This window comes from Alteromonas naphthalenivorans, assembly GCF_000213655.1.
In the GTDB taxonomy this organism is placed as follows: domain Bacteria; phylum Pseudomonadota; class Gammaproteobacteria; order Enterobacterales; family Alteromonadaceae; genus Alteromonas; species Alteromonas naphthalenivorans.
On the sequence record NC_015554.1, the window covers coordinates 2762235 to 2787475 of the forward strand.

At 42.9% G+C, this 25241-nt stretch carries 16 protein-coding genes; 13 read left to right on the plus strand and 3 right to left on the minus strand.

The annotated features are described in order from the left end of the window. The first annotated feature begins 87 nt into the window (after nt 1-87). The 3 genes from AMBT_RS12130 (at nt 88) to AMBT_RS22705 (ending at nt 7892) form a co-directional block, all read left to right on the plus strand. Nucleotides 88-2835 (plus strand): insulinase family protein, encoded by a 2748-nt coding sequence (locus AMBT_RS12130; protein ID WP_013784918.1) that lies wholly within the window; start codon nt 88-90, stop codon nt 2833-2835. Between the two features lie 156 nt (nt 2836-2991). Beyond that, a complete protein-coding gene (locus tag AMBT_RS12135; protein WP_013784919.1) occupies nt 2992-7536 on the plus strand; it encodes an EAL domain-containing protein in 4545 nt (1514 codons plus the stop codon). Nucleotides 7537-7727: 191 nt separating this feature from the next. Then, on the plus strand, nt 7728-7892 hold the full coding sequence (locus AMBT_RS22705) for a hypothetical protein (protein WP_013784920.1): 165 nt from the start codon (nt 7728-7730) through the stop codon (nt 7890-7892). A 161-nt stretch (nt 7893-8053) separates the two neighbouring features. Here AMBT_RS22705 and AMBT_RS12140 read toward each other — a convergent pair whose 3' ends face one another. The 3 genes from AMBT_RS12140 to fadI all read right to left on the minus strand — a co-directional run bounded on the left by AMBT_RS12140 (nt 8054) and on the right by fadI (nt 11921). Further along, a complete protein-coding gene (locus AMBT_RS12140; RefSeq protein WP_013784921.1) occupies nt 8054-8251 on the minus strand; it encodes a hypothetical protein in 198 nt (65 codons plus the stop codon). Between the two features lie 201 nt (nt 8252-8452). Further along, nucleotides 8453-10591, minus strand: a complete 2139-nt coding sequence (gene fadJ, locus AMBT_RS12145) for a fatty acid oxidation complex subunit alpha FadJ (protein ID WP_013784922.1) — start codon at nt 10589-10591, stop codon at nt 8453-8455. 19 nt (nt 10592-10610) lie between these two features. Next, on the minus strand, nt 10611-11921 hold the full coding sequence (gene fadI, locus AMBT_RS12150) for an acetyl-CoA C-acyltransferase FadI (protein WP_013784923.1): 1311 nt from the start codon (nt 11919-11921) through the stop codon (nt 10611-10613). Between the two features lie 305 nt (nt 11922-12226). Here fadI and AMBT_RS12155 point away from each other — a divergent pair, with 305 nt between their 5' ends. From AMBT_RS12155 to AMBT_RS21930, 10 genes are all read left to right on the plus strand, one after another. Next, nucleotides 12227-13183 carry an AAA family ATPase gene (locus tag AMBT_RS12155; protein ID WP_013784924.1) on the plus strand — a complete coding sequence of 319 codons (957 nt, stop codon included), beginning with the start codon at nt 12227-12229 and terminating at the stop codon, nt 13181-13183. A gap of 3 nt (nt 13184-13186) precedes the next feature. Beyond that, nucleotides 13187-14149, plus strand: a complete 963-nt coding sequence (locus tag AMBT_RS12160) for a DUF58 domain-containing protein (protein WP_013784925.1) — start codon at nt 13187-13189, stop codon at nt 14147-14149. Then, entirely contained in the window at nt 14149-14721 is a 573-nt protein-coding gene (locus tag AMBT_RS12165; RefSeq protein ID WP_013784926.1) for a DUF4381 domain-containing protein, read from the plus strand. The genes AMBT_RS12160 and AMBT_RS12165 overlap by 1 nt, the downstream gene beginning before the upstream one ends. Continuing rightward, entirely contained in the window at nt 14714-15748 is a 1035-nt protein-coding gene (locus tag AMBT_RS12170) for a vWA domain-containing protein (protein ID WP_013784927.1), read from the plus strand. The genes AMBT_RS12165 and AMBT_RS12170 overlap by 8 nt, the downstream gene beginning before the upstream one ends. After that, nucleotides 15748-17763, plus strand: a complete 2016-nt coding sequence (locus tag AMBT_RS12175; RefSeq protein ID WP_013784928.1) for a VWA domain-containing protein — start codon at nt 15748-15750, stop codon at nt 17761-17763. Before AMBT_RS12170 ends, AMBT_RS12175 begins: the two co-directional genes overlap by 1 nt. Further along, complete coding sequence (locus AMBT_RS12180) at nt 17764-19545, plus strand: BatD family protein (RefSeq protein WP_013784929.1); 1782 nt, start codon at nt 17764-17766, stop codon at nt 19543-19545. It begins immediately after the preceding gene. Between the two features lie 151 nt (nt 19546-19696). Then, entirely contained in the window at nt 19697-21550 is a 1854-nt protein-coding gene (locus tag AMBT_RS12185) for a DUF885 domain-containing protein (protein ID WP_013784930.1), read from the plus strand. A gap of 172 nt (nt 21551-21722) precedes the next feature. Next, entirely contained in the window at nt 21723-22280 is a 558-nt protein-coding gene (locus tag AMBT_RS12190; protein ID WP_041452566.1) for a sigma-70 family RNA polymerase sigma factor, read from the plus strand. Further along, nucleotides 22273-22977 (plus strand): DUF3379 family protein, encoded by a 705-nt coding sequence (locus AMBT_RS12195; RefSeq protein ID WP_013784932.1) that lies wholly within the window; start codon nt 22273-22275, stop codon nt 22975-22977. Before AMBT_RS12190 ends, AMBT_RS12195 begins: the two co-directional genes overlap by 8 nt. A gap of 455 nt (nt 22978-23432) precedes the next feature. Beyond that, the gene (locus AMBT_RS21930; RefSeq protein WP_158306772.1) at nt 23433-25241 is read left to right on the plus strand and encodes a GGDEF domain-containing protein; all 1809 of its coding nucleotides are present in this window, start codon (nt 23433-23435) and stop codon (nt 25239-25241) included.

The window sequence follows — 25241 nt, forward strand, 5'->3', positions numbered from 1 at the left end:
TATTAAACTGTATTATTTCATTTCAGGGATTGTGAGCAGTTTGTGGTTTCCTGACAATTTTGTCTTGAGTTTTTACAATGAGATCATGTGACTAACGTTCAAAAATTTGACAATGCATATCACTTTACCCTGCCTAACGGCCTTAGGGTTATGTTATGCCACGAGCCACAATCCAGCACCTCCTATGTTTCTATGGCGGTTCGTGCGGGTCATTTTTACGATCCAAGCGATTGTCAGGGGCTAGCCCATTTACTAGAACATATGCTCTTTATGGGAAGTCGACATTTTCCAAACCCAAATAGTATCAACGGGTTCATCGAGCAACATGGCGGTAATATTAACGCGTGGACAGGTACTGAATATGCGAATTATCACTATCAGTGTGACGGTTCTGCGATTGCACAAACCCTTCCGGCCTTTGCCGATATGTTGCGCCAGCCCATCTTAAATGAAACCGCGCTTATAAACGAAATCAAATCCATTGATGCAGAGTTTCAGTTTAAAATTAAAGACGATTTACGCCGGCTTTATCAAATTCACAAAGAAACGTGTAATCCCGCTCACCCCTTCTCCAAATTTTCTGTTGGCAATGCTGATATATTTTCAAAACACGAAGTTAACAGCCTTCGGGAGGCATTAAGAGCTCTGCACAAACAGTATTATTGTGGGCGAAATATGTGTTTGTGTATTTCAAGCCCTGTTCCCATTGCTCAGCTAGAAGCGTTAATAACACAGAGTTTTTCAAGTTTTGAGGCCGGCGCGTTAGCCAGTGATTCTTGGCCTGCGCTTTATTCCTCTTCTCAGCTTGGCATTCAAATTAATATCAAACCGCTGCAAACAGCGCGGCGAATGATAGTAACCTTTGCATTACCAGGCATTCACAATGATATTGATACCAAACCGCTAAATTATATTAGTCATTTACTTGGCGATGAAGGCGAAGGCAGTCTACTTGCCTACTTAAAGAGCCAAAACTGGGCGGTAAATCTAATTGCTGGTTCGGGTATTGAAGGCGACAAATTCAAAGACTTCAATATTAGCTTTCAGTTAACAGAGCTTGGGTTAGCAAACCAACACCATGTGGTAATGGCACTATTTAGTTACTTAGAATTGGTTAAGCTTTCTATTAATGATTCATGGCGATTCGAAGAGAAAGCACAACTTACCGCACTAGCTCTAGAATATGAAGAGAACGTCAAGCCGCTAACGATGGTTAGCGAATTTGCTCAGCATCAGTTTTTATTCACTCCGGAGCAACTAAGAAAGCTTCGCACAAGTATCGGTAGCTACGACGGCGCAGTCATGAAAGAGGCCTTGTCGTTCTTTACGCCGTTTAACATTCGATTAAAGGTAATCTCTCCGGATGTAGAAACCGACAGAAGCTGCGCATATTACAATGCAAGATACCGTGTTCAGCCTATTGCTGAAGAACAATTGAACGCCTTTGCGTCACCAATAACGATTGAAGCATTATCGCTGCCCCCTCCGAACCCTTATTTAGGGGAAAGCTACGCGTTAGTGTTACCAGAAACAGGATTCGATAACCCTACGAAATTGGTTGATAAAGACGGCGTGCGCTTTTGGTTCGCACAAGACCAACAGTTTTTTAGCCCCAAGGGCGACATTTATGTCTCGTTTGATATGGTGCACTTTTCTGATTCTTTAAACGCGGTTGCTGCTAAGCGAATTTGGTTAAGTGCATTAAATGACTACTTGCAAGCCAAGTATTACCGCGCCGAAATTGCGGGGCTACATTATCGAATTTATGGCCACCAAGCTGGCTTTACACTGCATACCCGAGGCTTTACCAATCAGCAGATGTTATTAGCTGAGCAGTTATTAGAAGCAGTCTTATCGTTTAAACCATCAGAGTTTAACTTTCAGCATTACAAACAAATGCAGCTTCAGAATTTACAGAACTCACTGCTGAACAAACCGACTAACCGCTTGTTCTCTAGGTTGAGCGTGTTGATACAGCGCAATACTCAAGCTCCTGTGGAATTACTGGAAGCAGTAGCCAACACTTCCTATGAAGATATGATTAACGTGCGTGACACTGCATTTGACGATTATTTCATAGAAAGCTTTGTGCATGGCAATTGGGCCAGCGAGCAAGCACAAAGCTTCGCGAAAAGTATTGATAGTAAATGTGTTAATACCAGCGGTGCGCCTTTGTCTCGCGCGGTGTCGAAACTTCCCGTTGGTGAAGCTTTTTATCATCAAGTCAGTTGTGAGCACGACGATGCTGCTGTTGTGCTGTATTTACAAGCACCCACTGCAGGCCTACACGACACTGCACTTTGTATGGTGTTAGAGCAAATGTTGGCTGCACCATTTTTTAATGCGCTTAGAACAGAACAGCAGTTGGGCTATATTGTTGGAACCGGTTATGTTCCCCACAATCAACACCCAGGAATGGCATTTTATGTACAAAGCCCAAATAACAGTGCCAAAACGCTTCTAGATGCGATGACGGTATTTTTATTTCAACAGTTAGAAGAAATCGAGTTCTATCGTTTTTATTGGTCTACCATCAAACAGAACTTATTGAAGCAACTAGAAGAGCGCGACCTTAACTTGTCGATGAAGTCACAAAGACTATGGATAAGCTTAGGCACGCAAGATTTAAGCTTTAATAGAAATACCCAACTTGCTGAATGCATTAGCGCATTAAGTTTCGAAGATATACAAAGCTATGCGCATCAACTTGCCAAACGAGAGCGTTGCGGAGAGTTGATTCTGTTTGCTGAAGGTAAACACGAAAAACTAGAAACGCCAAAGCACAGAACCATAAATGGAATTTCTGAGTTTAAATCCCAAATTCCTTATTATTAGCAAATAATGGTTAACAATTGAACCATCACCCACCTATAACTAAAAATCGCTTGTAGAGCCCGCGTTATTTCGGCATATTTATTGTTCTGGCTGTTAGGGATGCGGCCAGCCTAACTATAAATTATAATGATAAGGCGTAATGCCAAAGGTGTGTAGGTGCGCTCAACCCTAGCTTACTCAGTTATAGCTATATGGCTTCAACTGCTCGGAGTAATTTTCTCCGATGCGGCAGCCATAGAAGTTGCTGATTTACAATTTACTGAGTTAGATAATCGAGATGGGTTATCTAGTACTGTTGTCCTCGACATTGCCGAAGACGACAAGGGATACATATGGCTTGCGACACCTAACGGGCTCAACCGTTACTCTGGTTATGAAATTAATCAGTACCACCCTTCAGATAATGACCCCCATGCACTTCCCAGTGGATTTATTCAAAAATTATTTGTTGATTCTGATGGTATTCTTTGGATTGCTACTCATTCAGGGTTAGCCCGCTACCGACCAGAGAGCGATGACTTTGAAACATTTTCCAAACAGAATTCTGTCATAAAACTCGATGTAATCACCACAATTAGTGAAGGTAATGACGGCAGTATCCTGTTTTCAGACCATAAGTATGCTTACTCTCTATCTAAGAATGAAAATAACCAAATAAAAATACTCGCTCAAGTCTACAAGACAGATAGCACTATTAAGTTAATTTTCGATGAACCGTCTCGAATCTGGTTTGGCTCTAACGAACTAGGTGCAAAAATTTTAGATAAAAATACCAAAGAAGTTTTTGACTTAGGCAAGGTCAATCCGTGGGGAATAAGTATAGCAACAGGTGCCTTGCATGATGTTACGGTAATTGAAGGCAATTATTGGTTAGCTACTAATGAAGGCGTATACATTATTAGTGCAAATGGCGGCCAACTCAAACACATTAGTAAAGAATTATTAAACCTTGATGCCGACGTGAATGTCACTTCCATTATAGAGTTCAATGGTAATGTTTGGTTCAGTTCAGACAATGGGCTTTTTATCGTTAACACCAATATTGAATCACCAAAAAATATATCTTCTGCAGACATTGCCCATTTAAGTTCAGACAAAAAAAATATAACAAAGCTCAGCCAAAACATTATTTTCGGTATTACTAAAGATAGATCTGGTGCGCTGTGGCTCGGCACTATGCAAAATGCATTCAAATTCCACTCAGAATTTTCCGAAATACGTTTTCATTCTAGTGCACTTAAAGCTACGGATAGAGATGAAAACTCAACAATATGGGGCCTAGCTCAAGACTCATCAAATGATATATATTTTGCTTCTCAACAAGACGGAATTGGAAAGCTTGATCGAGTGACAGGTGATTTCGACTATTTATCTTTTGATGAAGATATTTCCCCTGGTACTAGTTATTGGGACGTTGAAATTGATAAAGAAGGCTATTTTTGGGTCGCTAGTTCAAATGGTTTAAGTGTTTATAAACGAATAGATAATAAGCTTGAATTATTAAAGCGTTATTTTCCCGGTCAGTTTGTCGACTATATCTATAAAGGAAACAACAGAGTTTGGGTTTGGTTGGAAGATAACGGCCTGTATTCATTAGACACTACGATGAATACGGGGAGCTCTTCGCCTGTTCATCATGAAGTAGATGCTACTTCTACAATCCTCCTCCCCATATTTAGCGACAATAACAATCGTTTGTGGCTTCGGCAAGAAAGCGGCATTCTTCTTTACTCCCTGAAAAGTAACAGAATAGTTGAGCGAATTGGAAAAGAAAAAGGCCTCTCATCGCCCGTTTATGGCGTATATGAAACGCCTGACGCGTACTGGTTAACCACCCGTTCTGATGGCGTACTGAAGATCGACAAGAAAACTCTGCAGGTCGTACAGCGACAAACTCGCGATGATGGAAAAGGATTCATTTTTTCATCAATTGGCACCCACGACAGTATTTGGTACGCAGACAGTGCGGGTGTCCACCAAATCGAACTCTCAACACTTACGGAAATATCGAGTGTTTCAAACGATCAACTCGAATTTAATTCTCTAGGAGAAAGCGCAGTTTTAGCAACCTCCAATGGAGATATCTATTTTGGCGGCAACAAAGGCTTCAACATAATATCTAAGGCACATCAAGCATCGACGGTTGAAAGTGAGAACCGAACAAGTATGCCTGAATTATTCGAATTTAGAGTATTTGGTGAGTCAAACCAAGCAAATACGGGGTTGCTTGGTACAGATAAAGTAGTTGAAGAAGATAGTTTACTTGCAAACATCACATATAAAAACGAAAAAGCTCTCGAATACTTTGAATCTAGGTTCAGCATTTCTTTTGGCTTGATAAATGCAGTATATCCTAAAGAAGTCTCATACCGATATCGCCTAAAAGGCATGGATAATTTATGGGTTTACAATGAAAACGTTAGAACGGCACAATTTAACAACATTTCATTTGGAAATTATATTTTCGAAGTCCAAGCTATCGAACCTGGGAAGCATTGGTCTCAGAGTCGCGAATTAAAAATTTACATTGCACGCCCTCCTTGGTTACATTCAGTCGCATTAGTTTTTTATGCACTCATACTGACTATTGTTCTAGCCTTTATCATTCGACAGTATCAGTTACGTAAATCGAATCAACTTTCTATACGTGAATCAGAGGAACGCCTTAAACTTACCCTATGGAGTTCTGGTGACGAACTATGGGATTGGGATGTGTACCGCGGTCAAGTTTATCGAGCCAACACATGGGGTACATTAGACTTCCCACAAGACGATATAAGAACCACTGGCGCCTATGATGCTAATATCCATCCTAACGACATTGGACGTGTTAGAGATGCATTACGCAGCCATTTAGAAGGTAAAAGTGACTTCTACGAGCTTGCCTATCGCGCTAAAACCTTCAAAAACCAGTGGATATGGTTACTCGATCGCGGAAAAGTTGTTGAACGGGATCATAATCAGCAGCCGGTTCGTATGACCGGTACACTGAAGAACATTAACCATCTAAAAGAAGCTGAAGAACAGCTAAACCTGTTTAAGCGTTCAATTGAAAATATCTCTGAGGGTGTGTTTATTACCACCACACAGTTCAAGTTTATTTCAGTAAATAACGCTTACTGTAGCTACACAGGTGAAACTAGAGAACAAGCCTTAGCTAGCTATCTGCATTTCCATTTGTATCCCGATGCATTTACCGAAGAGATTAAAAAGACCCTGAAAACCAAAGGAAATTGGTCAGGTGAAGTAGAATCTGTTCGCGTTAATGGTGAACGCTATGAAATGGAATTGAACATTGATGCGGTGCACGACGACGATGGAAAAATAAGTCATTTCGTAGGTGTATTTAGTGATATCACCTCACGTAAGAGCACTGAAAAAGAATTGCTGAAACTGGCTAATATAGACCCATTGACCGAGCTGCCTAACCGCTCATTCTATCAAGCGAGTCATCAAAACTTGGTCCGTAAAGGCGCCCCTCACACCCTGCTGTGTTTGGATATGGACAACTTTAAGAAAATAAATGACTCGCTTGGCCACCAAACTGGCGACATTTTAATTAAACAAATTGCTAAACGCTTACAACGAATTACGGGCAAAAATGCCACTTGCTATCGCCTTGGTGGCGATGAGTTCAGTGTCTTAATGGAAGATAGCGCAGATATTCATACTGTCACCCATTATGCGCAAAACCTACTCGATACCCTTGCTCGCCCTTTCATTATCAATAAGCAAGAGTTTGTATTGGGCGCAAGCTTAGGGATAGCCTTCTTCCCTGACGACGGTAATACGCCACAAGAAATGCTAAAAAATGCAGATACCGCCATGTACTTTGCAAAAAATAATGGTGGTAATAGCTATCAATTCTTCAGCGGTGAAATGAACCAAAATGCGGTTCGTCAGTTGCAAATCGAAAACTTAATTCGCCAGGGAATTAAAGACGACTTATTTACGGTTTACTACCAACCGAAGGTTGATATTGCCTCTGGTAAACTTGTTAGCATGGAAGCGTTGGTGCGTTTTGAACACCCGCAGAAAGGCATAGTGAGTCCCGGGCAATTTATTCCCCTTGCTGAGCAAACAGGCCAAATTATCGAAATTGGTGAGCAGGTGTTACGTAAAGCCTGTGTAGATACAAAACGCTGGGTCTCTCAAGGCCTGTTTACCGGCCGAGTAGCCGTAAATATCTCAGTTAAGCAATTCGAACTTCCAGATTTAGACGACAGAATTAACCGAATTTTAAGCGAAGTAGGCCTATCTCCACTGCACTTAGAGTGTGAAATTACCGAAGGGACGCTAATGGAAGACCCTGAAAATGGTCTTCGGATGATGAGCCGACTGAGAGAGCGCGGCATACACCTTGCCCTTGATGATTTTGGTACTGGGTACTCATCCTTAGCCTATTTAAAGCGATTCCCGCTCAATACCCTTAAAATAGACAAAGCGTTTATTGACGATATCGCTAAAAGTAGCGTAGACCGTCATATGGCAGCAGCAATAATTAATATCGCCCATAACCTTGGCCTCAAAGTAGTGGCTGAAGGGGTTGAAGAAGAAGAGCAGCTTAATATCTTGCGTCGCTATGATTGCGAGATGCTACAGGGCTTTTTATATAGCCGTCCGCTCAATGCAGAGCGTTTTGAAAAATTACTTTCTGAAAATCAAAAACTTCATAACCTGCTTGGCCATTCAAATATCTGACTATATTTTGGCGCTTACTACTTTTGGCTAATCCAAGTGTCAAAAAACACACCAAAACAACAATTAAACCAATAAAATCAACAAGTTAAAAAGTTGGCACAACTCTCGCAATATCCTCTATAACCGGTAAACATCCTTTCTATCGGTTTTGTTTGTTCGTTCTTAAAATAAAAAATCAGAGGAATATTAAAATGTTAAAAGAGTATGCTGTTGCATTAGTACTATCTACCGCCACTCCTGTTGTTGCTGATAACCAAGAAGGCGCTAAACAAGCCCCTGAGCAGCAAAAAGAGTCTGTTACACAACCTCAAAACTATCGCCCTAAAACGGGTAATGGCTACGGTGTAGGTTTATAATAGCCTTCCAGAATTCCAAAAAAGAGAGTATCGACTCTCTTTTTTTATGTCTGTAATTTAGCTGCGCACTAGATGTATAGGCTCAATGAGAAACAGAGAGGGTTAACCCCTTTAACCACAACAGGGCTTCTATAGTCGTTCTCTAGCCAATCTGTAGTTGCTTAAGCTTCTACCATCAAATTATTAAATCCTACCGCCCTGCGCCAATGTATATGTCTGGCAATACCAAACATAGGGAATACAAAAGGCCCTATCACTAAAGCAAGCACTGCCCAATATTTGGCATCCATTCCCCACTTCACAGCCTCTACATAAAAGAAAACACTGCTTAACAGGCTTATCGATATTAAAACTAACAAGACGCTCTCCTACTTAGCCCACCATTTAAGGGAAATAAAAAACTCTTTTAAATACAGCGCCAAAATTTTGACTGGTATTCTTTGAAACTGCAGGATTGTACTGAAAATTGACTAGCAAACCAGCAAAATTACTTATTGCGCACAAAAAAGCCGGGAACCTTCATTTTTCAGGCTCCCGGCTTTTTATCTGTAGCTTACATATTAGTAAAAGGTGCTATTCTCTTCAGCCATTTTCACCAATACATCTGCAGGTGTGAATTTGTCACCCACAGTGCTAGCGTAATGATTCAAACGCTCAACAACATGCTTAATTCCCAATGTGTCCATATAACGGAAAGGTCCGCCTAGGAAAGGTGGAAATCCGATACCAAAAATAGCACCAATGTCGCCATCACGGGCATTGCGAATAACACTCTCGTCTAGACAACGAGCGGCTTCATTAAGCATCATAAGAACGCAGCGTTCAGCCACTTCTTTTTCACTTAATTTCGTTGACGGTGTTAAGCCCAATAACGAGTAGATACTTTCATCTACTTCTTTACCTGGCTTCTTACCTTCATAGCTGTAAAAACCTTTTTGGTTCTTTTTACCTTTACGACCATCAGCCAGTACTTTATCGAAAGCTGAAGGCGCCGTAAAACGCTCTCCAAAGGCCTCTACTAGGAAAGGAATGATCTTAGTACCAACATCAATGCCTACCTCATCAAGTAACTTCACAGGTCCAACTGGGAAGCCAAACTTAACTAGGGACTTATCAATGTGCTCAATAGGCTCACCAGCAAGAATTAAGCTTGCCGCTTCATTCATATATGGGGCTAAAATACGGTTAACGTAAAAGCCTGCGCCGTCTTTAACAACGACTGGCGTTTTGCCCTGCTTTTTCGCAAATTCGACGGTAGATGAAATAACCTGATCCGACGTAGTTTCATGAGCGATAACTTCGGCTAATGGCATTTTATCTACAGGTGAAAAGTAATGAAGACCAATCACGTTTTCAGGCCGAGCTGCTTTGGCAGCAATTTGGGTAATTGGAATAGAAGAAGTGTTAGAGGCAAAGATGGTGTTCTCTTTGCAATTTTCTTCGATATCCGCGACCATTTTTTGCTTAAGATCTAAATCTTCGAATACTGCTTCAACTACAATGTCGGTATCTTGGTAGCCGCTATAATCTAAGGTGCCAGTGATAAGCGACAGTTGCTTTTGCATTTCGCTACTACGCATGAAGCGCTTCTTCACTTTCTTATTTAAAATGTCGTAGCTGTATTTCATCGCATTAGCAATGCCTTCAGGACGAACATCTTTAATACGAACAGGCACGCCAGCTTTAGTAGAGGTTACAAACGCAATACCGCCGCCCATTAATCCGCCGCCGAGTACGCCAACTTTTTTCATTTTCTCTGGCGCTACGCCTTCAATACCGTTTTCTTTCTTCATATCGGTAGTCGCGAAGAAAATCTGACGCAATTGAAAAGATTCTGGTGTCATCACCAACTTTCCGAATGCTTCAGCTTCGGCTTTAAGGCCCGCTTCAATGCCATCACGCATGCCAGTTTCGATGACATCAATGATGTAACCTGGCGCTGGATAGTTACCTTTGGTTTTAGCAAACGTTGCTTCGCGGGCCTTTTTGAACATCATACCGCGGCCTGGGCCGGTATTTTCAAGCATTTTGTCCATTACGCTTTTTTGCGGCGCTTCACGCTCAGGCTTACGCTTAAGGGCGAACTGCTCTGCCACTTTTAGTAACACGCTATGCGGTACTACATCATCAACAATGCCGTACTTTTTAGCTTGCTTGGCGCGCGCTGGCGCACCAGTAAGCATCATTTTCATGGCTTGCTGTATACCAATCAAACGAGGTAATCGCTGCGTTCCACCACTACCTGGCAATAGACCAAGTTGAACTTCAGGCAAACCTACCTGAGTGCTCGGTGAATCGGTACAAATTCGATAGTGACATGCTAGGGCAAGCTCTAGACCACCGCCCAATGCTGGGCCATTTATGGCTGCAACAAAAGTTGCTTTCATGCGTTCAATACGGTCAAAAATAGCTTGGCCGCCAGCCGCGATGGTGGTGGCATCTTCTGCAGTATTACACGCTGCCAACATACTTATATCGGCACCGGCTACAAACGAATTTGCTTTACCACTTACCAGCACTACACCTTTAATACTGGTATCAGCATCAATGTCATCCAGCATGGCAGATATTTCATCGCCAAAAGCGGCTTTTAGCGTATTCATAGACTCACCAGGTACATCCATGGTGAGTATGGCAACGCCATTGTCTTGCTTGGTTAACGTAAAGGCACCAGATGTTGCTTGAACGTCATTTGTCATTGTTGTGTCCTGACTCATATTATTCTGTCTCCACAATCATAGCTGCACCTAAACCACCCGCTGCACAAGCGGTTAGTAGACCAGTACCACCACCGCGACGGTTAAGTTCGTTAAGCATTTGGGTAATCATTCGCGTGCCTGTTGCCGCAAACGGGTGACCGTAAGCAATAGAACTTCCCATAACGTTAAATTTGTCCATGTCGATTTCACCGGTAGCTTTTGCACGACCAAGTTTTTCTTGGGCAAATTTATCGCTGGCGAACATTTTTACGTTCGAAAGTGTCTGTGCGGCAAAAGCTTCATGCATTTCGATAAGCGTAATATCGTTTAATGTCATGCCTGCGCGATCTAGCGCAATTGGCGTGGCGTAAGATGGCCCCATCAGCATGTCTTCCCATACATCAATGGCTGAGAAGGCATAACTCTTAAGGTAACCTAATGGCTTATAACCCAATTCTTTAGCACGGCTTTCCGTCATCATAATAACGGCTGAAGCACCATCAGTTAGCGGAGTAGCGTTCGCTGCCGTTACTGTACCGTATTTTTTATCAAAAACAGGGCGAAGCTTGGCATAGCCTTCAAGCTTAGAATCGAAACGTACGTTGTTATCGCGAGATAACGCGCCTTTATACGGTTCTGCGTAAGCGGTCATTACTTCACTGTCTAACTTACCCTCTTCCCAGCTTTGCGCGGCAAAACTGTGTGAACGATGCGCAAGTGCGTCTTGTTCTTCACGTGAGATATGGTGGGATTTCGCCATTTGCTCAGCCGTTTGTCCCATAGACAAACCTGTTGAGTATTCTGCAACCGCTGGCGGCACAGGCGCTAAATCTTTAAGGCCTAAACGCTTAAAGATATTAAACTTCTGACCCAAAGTTTTGGTTTTTTGAAGATCGACCAATGCGCGCGCTAGGTTTTTAGATACACCAATTGGCGATACAGACGTAGAGTCAGCACCACCAGCAATACCTACCTGAACGTGGCCAGCCATCATACTTTCGGCAATATTAACGGTAGACTGGAAGCTGGTTGCACATGCACGAGAGACGCTGTAAGCATCAGTATGCACATTCATGCCAGTACCCAATACGATTTCACGGGCGATATTCGGCGCTTCAGGCATTTGAACAACCTGACCATAGACAACCTGATCAACCCATTCTTTTTGAATGCCATGGCGAACGAGCAGTTCGTTTACGACCATTTTACCTAAATCGACAGCGGGAACACCGTGGAAGTATGTCGCCATTTTTGCAAACGGAGTACGTAACCCCGCCACAATGGCGATACGATCACCCTCGCGGGTAGTAACAGATTGTCTTGTTGACATAATGCACCTAAATTAAGGACCACGGGAAATAAGTGGTCTGACCTGTAATAAACCCAATTTTTACAAACAATGAACAAAATAGCAAATTATCAACGTTCACGGACAGTTTTCAGCCTATTTGTGTCGAATAATCGTCGCCTATCTGAAAATTAGATGTTTTTAACGACTTGAACTAGACGACAAGGGAACCATATAAGAAAAACATAGTCTGTTTTATGCCAATTTATCTACTCGTAACATACATTTGGGCGAGTTAATTGGTTTACTTTTCCTGATAACTAGAATTTCAACGGAATAATTGCATTATGGCAGCGGAACAATTTCAGCAACTGCAGAAGTATTTAGATCAGCAAATCATTGGTCAAAGTGCACTTACCAAAAGCCTCCTTATTGCGCTTTTAGCTGATGGGCACCTTTTAGTAGAAGGGCCTCCAGGTCTGGCAAAAACCAGAGCAATTAACGCGCTTGCTAATGGTATCGACGGTGACTTTCATCGCGTTCAGTTTACCCCTGATTTACTGCCTGCTGATTTAACCGGCACTGATATTTATCGCCCTGAAACCGGTGAATTTGTTTTTCAAAAAGGCCCCCTATTTCACAACTTAGTATTAGCCGATGAAATTAACCGTGCTCCAGCTAAAGTACAATCGGCACTGTTGGAAGCCATGGCTGAGCGCCAAATAACGGTAGGCAGCAAGACCTACCCGCTTCCTCCTTTATTCTTGGTAATGGCGACACAGAACCCTCTAGAACAAGAAGGGACTTACCCACTACCAGAAGCTCAGCTCGATCGCTTTTTGATGCACGTCGATATTGATTATCCAGATGCCGAAACAGAGTTAGAGATTTTGCGATTGACCCGTGGTGAAGCATTATCAGTACCGCCAGTAACGCCGCCTAAATTAACCCAGCAAGATATCTTCTCTTCACGTAAAGAGGCGCTAGCACTACATATGGCGCCCGAACTTGAGCAGTATTTAGTGCAATTGGTGATGGCGACCAGACAGCCAGCTAAATTTGACGCCAACCTTGCCGAATGGATTGCGATGGGTACTAGCCCTCGTGCCACCATTAGTTTAGACAGATGCGCACGCGCACATGCGTGGTTAAGTGGCAGAGATTTCGTTGGCCCTGATGATATTCAAGCGGTGGTACATAATGTACTTCGCCATCGCATTATTTTGTCTTATCACGCAGAAGCACAAGGCATTACTATGAATGATCTGCTTAACCAAATTGTTGCTACCGTAGCTGTTCCATAAAAGATGAGTGATGTTCATTCGCAGTTAGCGTTACTGCAAACCAACGGGGTTAATTTGTCTACTGCTGAACTATTGCGGTATCAGCAGTTGGCAAAATTATTTAGTCTTGCGCCCAAGCGCTCGCCTCAAGCTCGCCTTGCCGGTAGCTATTTGACCAAACACAAGGGTCGAGGCATGGAGTTTGATGAAGCTAGACATTACCAACCAGGTGACGACATTCGAGCAATCGACTGGCGAGTTACCGCCCGTACCGGTAAAACCCACACCAAAATATACCGTGAAGAGCGAGAACGCCCTGTATTTTTGTTTTGCGACTTCTCGCCATCAATGATGTTTGGCACACGATTACTGACTAAATCTATGCAGGTTGCCCACATCTGTTCGTTGATAAGTTGGTCTGCGGCAGCCCATGGCGATAAAGTAGGTGCCTTGTTATTTAACCAAAGCCAGCATAAAGAAGTGAAGCCCCTTGCTCGAAAACGAGCTGTTTTGCACATTTGTCACGAATTGATGGATTTACATGCTACTAGCCATGAGCAGGTAGCGAGTAATGAGGCTGATGTCCAAGCCTTTGCCGATGCGTGTGCTCGACTTCGTCGGTTAGCTCGCCCCGGTAGCCTAGTATACCTACTGTCTGATTTTCAGCATTTAGGCAGTGCAGCACAGCAGCATTTAAGTCAGCTTTCACGTCATTGTGAAGTGAGAGCAATTATTGTCGACGATCCTATTGAGCATACACTGCCTCAAACTCGCTCCATTCAACGGGTAAGCGTTTCCGATGGCATTAACCAACAACGATGGCTATTAGGTGACAGAAAAGAAGAAGATACCTATCAACGTTGGCGTGAACAACAAAACAATGCAATGGAACAATCACTTAAACAAGCAAATATTTCTCGTTACCATATTTCTGCGGGACTGCCTCTTGATACCCAAATTCAAGGCATGCAACAGGAGCGCTTTTGATGCAATCAGCCCAAGGTATGCCGCAAACCGATCCTCTTGCACAGCTTAAAGATATACACGTTCCTGACAATGTAGACATCTGGCCTCTGGACTGGGGCTGGTGGTGCTTAATTGCGTTATTTTTAGCAGGTGCTATAAGCCTCATTGTTTATCTTGTCAAAAAGCATAAATTCAACAAGCCTCGTCGCGATGCACTAAAACTGCTTGGAAGTATCTCATCTTCAGATGAAAACTGGCCTATGCAAATCAATAGTGTACTAAAACGTACCGCCGTGACCTATTTCAAACCACAAGAAGTAGCAGGGCTTTATGGGAACAGTTGGCATGATTTTCTATTGAATACGCTGCCAGAAAGACGCAAAAATACTATGAGCGACTCACTATCAACGCTGCATTCGCAGCAGTACGCGCCCAAATGTGATAACAAGCATTTTAACGAATGTAGTAAAGCAGCAATTGCGTGGGTGAAACACTTTAACGTCACCTCGCCTTCGAATAATAAGAGATTGCGCGCTTCACAACAGCCATCATCGTTCGAACAGCCAAAAGTTCGGGAGGCAACCCATGCTTGAGTTCGCATGGTGGTGGGCTTTGTTCCTACTTCCCCTTCCTATACTGGTTCGATATTTAGTGCCCGCGAAACCCCAGCACGTAATGGCTGCCTTACAAGTCCCTGCGTTGAGACCGGGTATACAAGACACTCCCTCACCGCTTAAAAGCAGCAAAATCCCAGTGGTTATTGCATCGCTAATTTGGCTCTGCGTGGTAATTGCAGCAGCACGCCCTCAATGGTTGGGAGAGCCCATAAGCATTCCGAGTGAAGGCAGAGAGATGATGTTGGCGGTAGATTTATCCGGCAGTATGAAAATTGATGACATGGAGTTAAATGGCAGGCAAGTGAATCGACTGACCATGACAAAGTCTGTGCTGTACGATTTTATCCAGCGCCGCGTGGGTGACCGTTTAGGCTTAATATTGTTTGCCGATACTGCCTACCTTCAAGCGCCACTCACTTATGACAGAGATACAGTTTCGACTTTACTTAGCGAATCTGTGATTGGTTTGGTGGGAGAGCAAACCGCTATTGGCGATGCTATTGGTTTGGCTGTTAAACGATTTGACGAAAAAGAAGAGTCAAACAATGTACTTATTTTGCTTACTGATGGACAAAATACCGCTGGTTTTATTACTCCTGAGCAAGCAAAAGAATTGGCAGTAAATAAAAAAGTGAAGGTTTACACCATTGGCGTGGGCGCAGATAAAATGCTGATCCAAAGTTTCTTTGGTAGTCGACAGGTGAATCCTTCTCAAGAGTTAGATGAAGACATGCTAAGTGACCTTGCTTCCTCTACAGGCGGGCAATACTTCCGCGCTAGAGATGTAAATGAATTAGAAGCCATTTACGCAAAGTTAGATGCATTAGAACCTATACAGGGTGAAGCACGCAAAATGCGGCCACTTACCGCTCTTTTCTACTTTCCATTGGCGGTAGCCTTAGCTTTATCTGCCTTATGGGCATTAGTAATAATTGGAAGTACATTGATTAAATCACTGTCACGCACACCTCTTTCATCAAGCGATAAAAAGGAAAGTGTGTAATGGAAGACTTTATTAACAATGTCCATTTTCTGCGACCCGAGTGGTTTATAGCACTTATTCCCGCGCTTATACTCTATATAGCTCTTAAGCGAAATACGTCGAAAAAGTCGGGCTGGCAGTCGGTTATACCCTCACATTTATATCAGCATATGGTGATAGGGAAATTTACGAAAGGGCAGAAGCCCCCATTCTGGCTGCTTGCATTAGGATGGTTGCTAGCCGTTGTTGCCTTAGCAGGGCCAACATGGGAGCGCCTCCCCCAACCGGTTTATCAACTTAAAATGGGCCATGTCATTGTAATGGATATGTCTCTGTCGATGCGTGCTACCGACATTACCCCAGATAGACTTACCCGTGCAAAATACAAAGCCATCGATCTTGTAAATCAAATAGGCGAAGGCGAAATGGGTTTAGTGGCTTATGCGGGAGACGCGTTTGTAGTGAGTCCACTCACTCAAGATGCAGCCAATATCACTACCCTGCTTCCAAGTTTATCACCCGAAATCATGCCCGTTCCTGGTAGCGACCCTTTGTTAGGTATTGAAACCGCAGCTGAGTTATTAACGAACGCTGGCTACAGTAAAGGTATGATCTACTGGATAACCGATGGCGTTGACTTTCGCCAGCAACAAGAACTACAAGAATACGTGGCCGAATTACCTTTCACCTTAAATGCGCTGGCGGTAGGAACAGATGACGGAGCACCTATCAGGCAGATAACAGGTGAATTACTTAAAGATAGAAGTGGCGCTATTGTGATCCCTAAACTTAATAGCAGTGCAGTCAATGCCGTTGTAAGAGCTAGCGGCGGTAAATTTAGTGAAATCACCACTAATGATGATGATATTACTTCACTCGCTTCCTTGTCGTTACTTGATAGAGACGGCGAATCTGAGGAAGATGCGAGTGATACCGAAGGCGACCAATGGCGCGAGTTTGGCCCCTATCTATTATTGGGTTTACTTCCCTTAATAGCCCTTGGGTTTCGGCGAGGTTTAGTGTTTGCTGTTATAGCAGCTATCTACATGCCGATGAGCAGTGAATCAGTGATGGCGCAATCTGTTACCCAAGAGCCGCCGTCAGAGAGTTCAACTTCCTCTTCTGTGTCATGGTGGCAAAAGCCATTTTTAAATGCCAATCAAGAAGGCTTAGCAAACTACTCAGATAACGCCTTTGATCAAGCCGCGTCTACATTCGAAGACCCTGCTTGGCAAGGTGCGGCGCATTACAAGGCCGGCGACTACGAACAAGCACTTGCCGCTTATCAACAACAAGGCGGTATTGAAGGTTTGTACAACCAAGGCAATGCATTGGCTCGTTTAGGCAAGCTAGATGAGGCCATCGCCAAATATGATGAAGTATTATCACTAGATGCTAACTATCAAGATGCTGCAGAAAATAAAGCGATATTGGAACAGTTGAAGCAGCAACAAGAAGAACAAGAAGAACAAGAAGAACAAGAACAGCAAAACCAAGAAAATCAGCAATCGAATGAGGGTGAAAACCAACAAGATTCTGGCGAAGATGAAAATCAAGAAGGTAGCGACGATAGTAGCCAAGATAGCCAAAATAATGATGGTTCAAACAGTGAAGATACATCTGAAGAAAATGGTGAGCAGAGCGCGTCTGATAACCAGAATGCTAACGATGAAAATGACAGTCAAAGTGATCCCCAGTCTTCACAAAATGAAGGGGGTGAACAAGATGATAGCAAAAACCAAAATGAGTCGGAGGCGCAAAATGGTGCCAACGGTGAAGAAAACGACAAAGAATACGCAGGCGCCCCACAAAATACTGGGAATGAAGAAGGTACCGATGAAGCCCAGCAAGAAAGTGATGCCGCCATGGCTCAAGCTGGCGAGATGACAGATGCTGAAAAAGAACAACAGCAACGTCTTGAAAATTTAATGCGCAGAGTACCAGATGACCCCGCGTTCTTATTAAAACGAAAAATGCAATTAGAAGCGCAGAAGCGCCAAAGACAACGCATGCCTTCAAATCGGAGTGATTGGTAGATGAAAGCAATTTTATTCACTACAACCCTTTTCTTACTTTTACGCAGCATGGTTGTGCTGGCAGATGTGACTTCAGTTGAAGCCACTATAGATAAAAACCCAGTTATGCTTGATGAGGCTATTCGGTTAACTGTTGTGGCAAATGGCGGCGCAGACCGTGAGTCTTTTGATAGCTCAATATTACTAAAAGACTTCGTTGTTGGTAGAACGTCGGTGAGCAGTCAAACCTCTATTGTGAACTTCGATACCAAGAAAACCACCACCTGGACTACCACCTTGTTTCCGCGTAAAGAAGGTACCTTCACCATTCCTGCTATTAGTATAGAAGGCAAGCAATCTGCGCCAATGTCGGTGAATGTTATTCCCGTTCAACAATCTGAGAACGTTGCCCGCGATTACTTCGTGACTACTAGTATTGATTTAAAAGAAGCCTATCTAAACCAACAACTTTTCTACACCATAAAATTGCATCTTGCGACAAATATCGAGCGCGGCAGCTTGCAATCGCCCACCATGCAAAATGCAGAAATAAAGCAGTTAGGTGACGATAAGCAATATACCGACATTGTAAACGGTCGCCGTTACCAAATTATCGAACGCCAGTTTGCCATTGTGCCCCAAGCATCAGGCGAATTTACTATTAGAGGGCCGGTATTTACTGCTGAAGTGGCTGCCGCTAATACGAATCAACGTTTCGGGTTATTTAATAGAACTCAACAAGTGAACCGTGTTGGACCCGATATTACGGTCAATATCAAACCCATCCCTGCAGGTATTGACTACCCATGGTTACCCACTGAATTGGCGCGGGTTGATGAAGAATGGCCCCAAGGTGATGCCTTTGTAGTCGGCGAGCCGATTACTCGCGTGGTCACGCTTACGGCACTAGGTGTAGTGGAAGAACAGTTACCAGAAATACCAGAGTTTTATCCTCCTCACTTTAAGTTGTATCCAGATCAATCCTCTACTACCACGGTAGAAAAAGACAGCACCTTGATTGCACAGCGTAAGAGCTCGTTGGCGGTAATTCCCACTCAAGCAGGCAGCTTTGTATTACCTGAAGTGACTATCCCTTGGTTTAATACCTTAACCGAGCAAACAGAGTATGCGACTATCCCTGCCCGCACAGTCACTGTTCAACCAGCCAACGTTCAACCAGATGCTGGTGCAACGTCACCTTCTATGCCTACACAGTCAGGTTTCGATAATCAATCGGCTAGTAATGCGTCCTCAATACCTGCTAATCAAGCTAGCCAAACTGAAAGTGATAGCGGGCTAAATAGTGAATCACAAAATTCAGTAGCCAATAATGGCGAAGCGCAAACTCCCCATTACTTAACTTGGCTATTTGCAGCCCTCTGGGTGATCACGGCTATCGCTTGGATAGCGACTTATCTAATGCAAAGAAAGCAAAAGCCAGATTATACGGCCACTTCCGCTAATACTTTTTCAGCAGCGAATTCAGGTGATGAAGCGGCGGCATTTAAGTCGTTAATGGCGTCAGTAAAAGCGAGTAATACATTGGCAATTGCACCAGCATTGCAAACCTGGTTGAAGTGTTTATATCCTAATCAAAGAGGGTTTATAAATCCATCCGACCACGGTGCAACTAGTGAGATTCAGCCTCATTTAAATGCATTGCAGCAAACGCGGTTTAGCCAGTCGAAAAGCAACTGGAAACCCGAATCAATGCAAAGCGCGATTAAAAAAGCCAGAGATACTTGGTTAAGAAACAAGAAGTCTGGTAAAAACACCTTAACTAATTTGTACCCCTCTACCTAGATATGGCGCACAGGAAAGGCGCTTTACTTGGACTGCTTGGCACGAGTGCCTTAACAATAGGCATTAACTCGTGCTAGGAGTACGAATTTAAAGAGAAAGCTAAAAAATAGACGGTAGCAATACTACCGCGACCACCTAACCAGGAGAATTCATGAAAACACCACTGCTATCGTTATCACCAATTGCTATTGCAATGCTTGGGCTAATGGCATGTTCACCCGCCCCTGAAACAAGCCAAACCACTCAACAACCGCCGCCAGCAGTAGAAACTGAAAGCCAAACTGATTCAGCACGAGTTAATGCTTTTTTTGAACGCACTTTCGAAGAAGATCTCAAAAGCTCGCCTATGTTTCAAAGCTACCTAGGCATCAAGTGGGACTATGATAAGTGGAATGATGTTTCTGAAGAGCAAAAAGAAAAAGACATTGCCAAAGCAAAAAATCGCCTTGAAACTATTGAAAGTTTCGATACAACTAAGCTGAGCGAGCAAGAAAAATTAAGCCTTCGTTTATATAAATTGGGTATTGAAAGAGATTTAGCTAACGATGAATTTCGTCATCACAGCTATGTAGTACACCAATTTCGTGCCGCCCATACCCAAGTGCCTAGCTTCTTAATTAATATTCATGGTGTAAAAAGCAAAGAAGACGCACAAGCCTACATTAGCCGTCTAGACAATGTGAGCGAATATTTTAAACAAGTTATCGAGCAGATGAAGCTACGTGAGCAAGCAGGCGTATTTCCCCCTGCTTGGGCTTATGAGCAAATGATTGCAGCATCACAAAATGTGGTTACTGGCGCACCGTTTGATACCAGTGATACCCCCTCCACTATTTGGGAAGATTTCAATACAAAGGTCGATAACCTTGAGCTTGATGATGTAGAAAAAACCACCCTACTAGGTGAAGCGAAAGCCGCGCTAGTTACGTCTGTAATGCCGGCTTACAAAGACTTTATTCAAGAATTAGAACATCAAAAAACCATTACCCCTGAAGGTGACGGTGTATGGCGCTTGCCTGATGGCGATAAGTGGTATCAGAACCGCTTAAACTGGTTTACTACCACTGATTTAACTGCCGATGAAGTGCATCAGATAGGCCTTGAGAACGTTGAACGTATTCATACAGCTATGCGCGATATTATGAAAAAGGTGGAATTTGAAGGCACATTGCAAGAGTTTTTCGTATTTATGCGTGAAGATGAACAATTTTATCTTCCTGCCACTGAAGCCGGACGTCAGCAATATTTAGATGACGCAACGAAAGCCATTGACGACATGCGCGAAGCACTTCCAGATTACTTCGGCATTCTTCCCAAAGCCCCTATGGTAGTTAAGCGTGTTGAGGCGTTCCGTGAGCAATCAGCAGGAAAGGCTTTTTACCAAAGCCCTGCGCAAGATGGCAGCCGCCCAGGTACCTACTACGCAAACCTTTACGACATGAGCGCAATGCCAACTTATCAATTAGAAGCATTGGCGTACCATGAAGGCATTCCTGGCCATCACATGCAGCGCGCCATTGCACAAGAACTTGAAGGTGTACCTCAGTTCCAAAAATTCCTAAGCTTTACCGCGTATACCGAAGGATGGGGGCTATATTCCGAAGAGCTTGCTAAAGACATGGGTTTTTATCAAGACCCATACTCTGACTTTGGCCGACTTGCGATGGAATTATGGCGTGCATGCCGACTGGTTGTTGATACCGGTATTCATGCTAAAAAGTGGAGCCGTGAAGAAGCGGTGACCTATTTAGTTGAAAACACGCCTAACCCAGAATACGATGCACAAAAAGCAATCGAGCGTTATATCGCCATGCCGGGCCAAGCCACAGCCTACATGATTGGTAAGCTTAAAATTATGGAGCTACGAGAAAAAGCCATGACTGAGCTAGGTGATAATTTCGACTGGGCCGGTTTCCATGATGAAGTACTTAAACATGGCCCTGTTCCGCTTTCAATTTTAGAAGAAAATATCAACAATTGGATAGCCAGTAAAAAAGTTAGCTAGTTGTGTATTTCAAAATTAAACGGGTTCTAACATTAGACGCGTTTGTTATTAAATCCGCTTTCTACGCAATTTAATAACCTCTAGCAATGAAACTTAAAGCAGCCTTAAGGATAAACCTTCTGGCTGCTTTTTTGTGTCATAATTAATTAAATTAAAAAATGTCGGATTTTTTATGTTTGCACGAAATAGATCTGGAAGTAGTCAGGTCTTATCCAACATGAAAGCAAAACACAAACGATACGAAGCGCTCGTCAATGCGTTTCACGCAGATATATTCCGCTATGCATACTGGCTGGTTAAAGACCGCTCGGTTGCGGAAGATATTGTGCAAGAAACCTTTTTAAGAGCATGGCGCTCACTCGACTCACTCAACGATGAAAAAGCGGCCAAATCATGGTTAATTACCATATTGCGCCGTGAAAATGCACGTCGTTTCGAACGTAAGCAATTTGATACTGTCGATATCGATGATGTGTCGGTGCATGACGAAACCCAAGACGCAGAAGGCGATGTACAAGACAGAGAGCTACATCGTTTGTTAGGCGGACTAAGCGACGAATATCGTGAGCCCCTTGTCTTGCAGCTTATATTTGGCTTTAGTGGTGATGAAATATCACAGCAACTGAATTTAAATAAGAATACCGTGATGACACGATTATTTCGAGCAAGAAACCAATTGAGAGAGGCGTTAGAAAGGCAAAATGAACAGAGAGGTCAGGCAAATGGATGAATTAGAATTTAGGCGTCGAATTTACGCCGATCCAGAAACCACTGACAGTGATGTTATCGCCGCAGCGAAAGCTGATGAAAACAAACGTAAATTCTGGAACGAACAAAAGCAATTCGATAAGCAGTTAAAACAAGCTGTAAAAGTAGACGTGCCTGAAGATTTAAAGCACAAACTTATTTGGCAGCAATCGGCGAACGAATTTGCAAGCTACCAGAAGCGTAGTCGCTGGTATGTGGCTATGGCCGCTAGTATTGCCTTTACGGTGGGGATAGGTTTTACTATGTGGTATCACCAGCCGGTTAGTATTGGCGGGCAGGCACTTGCTCACATGCAATACGCAGAGACTGAGCGAGCGCATACGTTATTGCCAGTAGATTTAGAGCAAGTTAATGCAAAACTAGCCAGTTTTGGTGGCAGTTTTACAGACATGATTGGTGATGTTGAAGTGGTTAACTACTGCCACTTAAGTACGGTAAGAAGTTTGCATCTTATTGTTGATACCCCGCAAGGGAAAATGTCAGTGTTTATCGTGCCCGAGCGCGGTGATGTGAGAGTACCGGCTGAGTTTGAAGACAAGCAATATCATGGCGAAAGCATAAAAATGCATCACGCCAATATTATGGTGGTTGGTAATAAAGACGCTGACTTAACTGAAATGAAAAAAGCCATTACCGACAGAATTCACTTTTCTGCTTAGCTTATTCTATTTTAGCTTTGGCTGTTTTAGCTTAGGTTGAATAGCTTAACGGTATCCACTATACCCACCTTTTTCAATCGGCCCTTGCGGCCGATTTTCTATACTTAAGTATAAGATAAAATATAGTTATCTGGCCCAGTATATTTAAACACTGCGCAGTTTACTTTATACTATTGTCTAATAATAATAACATTTGGTGTCGTTTTTCTTTCCTAGCGCCCGTCTAGAGTAGATAAGAAAACGAGTATTACCCTATGAATATACGCTTTAGTAGTGCGGCTTCCCCTCTTTTCTACTTCTTTTTTCAGAAGACACGCCTCTGTTTTTTCGCAGTCCTGCTCTCTCTTACTTCAGTTAATGCGGTTGCTAATAACTTTCAAATCGAAGAAGAAAAGTTTCGCCAATTAGGCAATCTTGTCAACACTGTTATGTACATGTGGAACAGCTCTTCTGGGATGAGTAACGATGAGATCATTACTCTGGTTGAAAAGAGCGGAATTCAACAGGATTCATCAGAGATTGGCAAGGTAATCAAAACCGTTCTTTATCACTTAGACAGTTCCCTATCTACTCCAGATTCAAAACTTCCCTTAAATTTGGTTGAGGAAGCATCGCCAGCTGATTGGGCGTATCTCAAGAATATTAATGTAAGCCGGTATTTTGCTTTAAAAGCCGTCTTTATTATGTATAAAACTGCGAATGCGCATTTAGAAACGAGTGAACGTTTAGAATATAGTATTCCCCTACTCTATTCGCTCAAACAAGAAGCCTTAAAAACCACAAATCATCATGCGGTCGCCATTGCAAGCATCTGGCTTGCGATGGAATATTCCGAAATAAATCAAATGAAAGCAGTCGTGGAAATTGAATATGCACTGCCTTTCTTGAAACATTTTGATAAAGAGTACAACCTAGAAACTGCACTTAATAAAAGAATGGCGCATTCATGGCTCGCCGATGCTTACACTAATCTGAATGTTTATAGTCGTGCAGTCGCACACCAGAGGTTCGTCATAGAAGATAGCCACGAACATGACATTGCGACGTCCTACGTATATGTTGGAATTATCAATAGTCTAAACCACTTACAAAGATTCGACGATGCTTTCACATTGGTGGAGGAGGCTGAGCAAGTTTCTAACGAAAATCGAAGTGTTCAACAAACGCTATTCAGTTTATGGTTAAAAGTCAGTGTTTACCTTCACAGAGATAAACAGGGCGATCGTGAGAAAATAGCCGCGCTAACTGAAAACTTATCTCACTTTGAGGGCACTACACTTCCCACTAATATAAATTTAGTGCCCGTATTATCTGTTCTTAAAGCAACTTATTTGGCCCTTGAAGGCAGCGACGCTAATTTCGAAGAGGCCATGAATTTGTTAACGTCGGATTTTGACTCACAAGCTAAGCGTTCTTCCTACAGTAGGTCTATTTTACTAAACAAGCATACCCTCCTTAGAGATTTATTTACGTTAAGAGGCCATTTTAAGAAAGCGCTTTACCACCAGCATCAGTACGATTTTCTGAAAAGCCAGCCCAATAGAGCATATATACACTTGGATGAGTTAAGTATCGATTCACCGTTGCAACGAGACATCACCATTAACAAGTTGCAAGAAATGGCACGACTAAAAGACAAACAAACCTTAAAGTTAAAAGCGGAGCGATTCCAAGCCCTCACTTTTGCGTTAGCTGCCCTGATGTCGACGTTTTTACTTTTCTGGTTTTGGCGTGAACAGCGTTCGCGTGCTCAAGCCAGTGAAATTGACGAGCTAACAGGCGCTCTTTTTCGACGTGCTATGTTTAAAGAAATCGCAAAACCTATGTCCAACAAAATTGCATCTTGTTTAGTGCTCATCGACTTAGACCACTTTAAACAAGTCAATGACAGATATGGTCATGTGGTTGGGGATGAAGTACTAACAAAATTTGGGCAAGTTGTTCGCCAGCGTATTAGAAAGACAGATAAGTTCTGCCGCTATGGCGGTGAAGAGTTTTTGTTATATTTGCACGATACAACAGAAGAAAACGCGAATGCCTTGCTTGAAGACATAAAAAAATCGTTAGAGAGCAATAAGAATTGGTCAGCAACTGAGTCCACTTTCAGTGCTAGCTTTTCTGCCGGCGTCATTCAGGTAAAAGGCGAGCGTAATATCAATAAGATTATTAAGGCATGCGACAATTTACTCTATCGCGCTAAAAGTACCGGCAGAGGTAAGATAGAAACCATGTCGTTCCCCGCTTATTTGAATGAAAACATATAA

Excerpts from the sequence above, each read along its gene's own strand:
- AMBT_RS12160 (WP_013784925.1), top strand. The coding sequence starts at position 13,187 with ATGAGTGATGTTCATTCGCAGTTAGCGTTACTGCAAACCAACGGGGTT.
- AMBT_RS12185 (WP_013784930.1), top strand. The coding sequence starts at position 19,697 with ATGAAAACACCACTGCTATCGTTATCACCAATTGCTATTGCAATGCTT.
- fadI (WP_013784923.1), bottom strand. The coding sequence starts at position 11,921 with ATGTCAACAAGACAATCTGTTACTACCCGCGAGGGTGATCGTATCGCC.
- AMBT_RS12190 (WP_041452566.1), top strand. The coding sequence starts at position 21,723 with ATGTTTGCACGAAATAGATCTGGAAGTAGTCAGGTCTTATCCAACATG.
- AMBT_RS12195 (WP_013784932.1), top strand. The coding sequence starts at position 22,273 with ATGGATGAATTAGAATTTAGGCGTCGAATTTACGCCGATCCAGAAACC.
- AMBT_RS12155 (WP_013784924.1), top strand. The coding sequence starts at position 12,227 with ATGGCAGCGGAACAATTTCAGCAACTGCAGAAGTATTTAGATCAGCAA.
- AMBT_RS22705 (WP_013784920.1), top strand. The coding sequence starts at position 7,728 with ATGTTAAAAGAGTATGCTGTTGCATTAGTACTATCTACCGCCACTCCT.
- fadJ (WP_013784922.1), bottom strand. The coding sequence starts at position 10,591 with ATGACAAATGACGTTCAAGCAACATCTGGTGCCTTTACGTTAACCAAG.
- AMBT_RS21930 (WP_158306772.1), top strand. The coding sequence starts at position 23,433 with ATGAGTAACGATGAGATCATTACTCTGGTTGAAAAGAGCGGAATTCAA.
- AMBT_RS12165 (WP_013784926.1), top strand. The coding sequence starts at position 14,149 with ATGCAATCAGCCCAAGGTATGCCGCAAACCGATCCTCTTGCACAGCTT.
- AMBT_RS12175 (WP_013784928.1), top strand. The coding sequence starts at position 15,748 with ATGGAAGACTTTATTAACAATGTCCATTTTCTGCGACCCGAGTGGTTT.
- AMBT_RS12170 (WP_013784927.1), top strand. The coding sequence starts at position 14,714 with ATGCTTGAGTTCGCATGGTGGTGGGCTTTGTTCCTACTTCCCCTTCCT.
- AMBT_RS12180 (WP_013784929.1), top strand. The coding sequence starts at position 17,764 with ATGAAAGCAATTTTATTCACTACAACCCTTTTCTTACTTTTACGCAGC.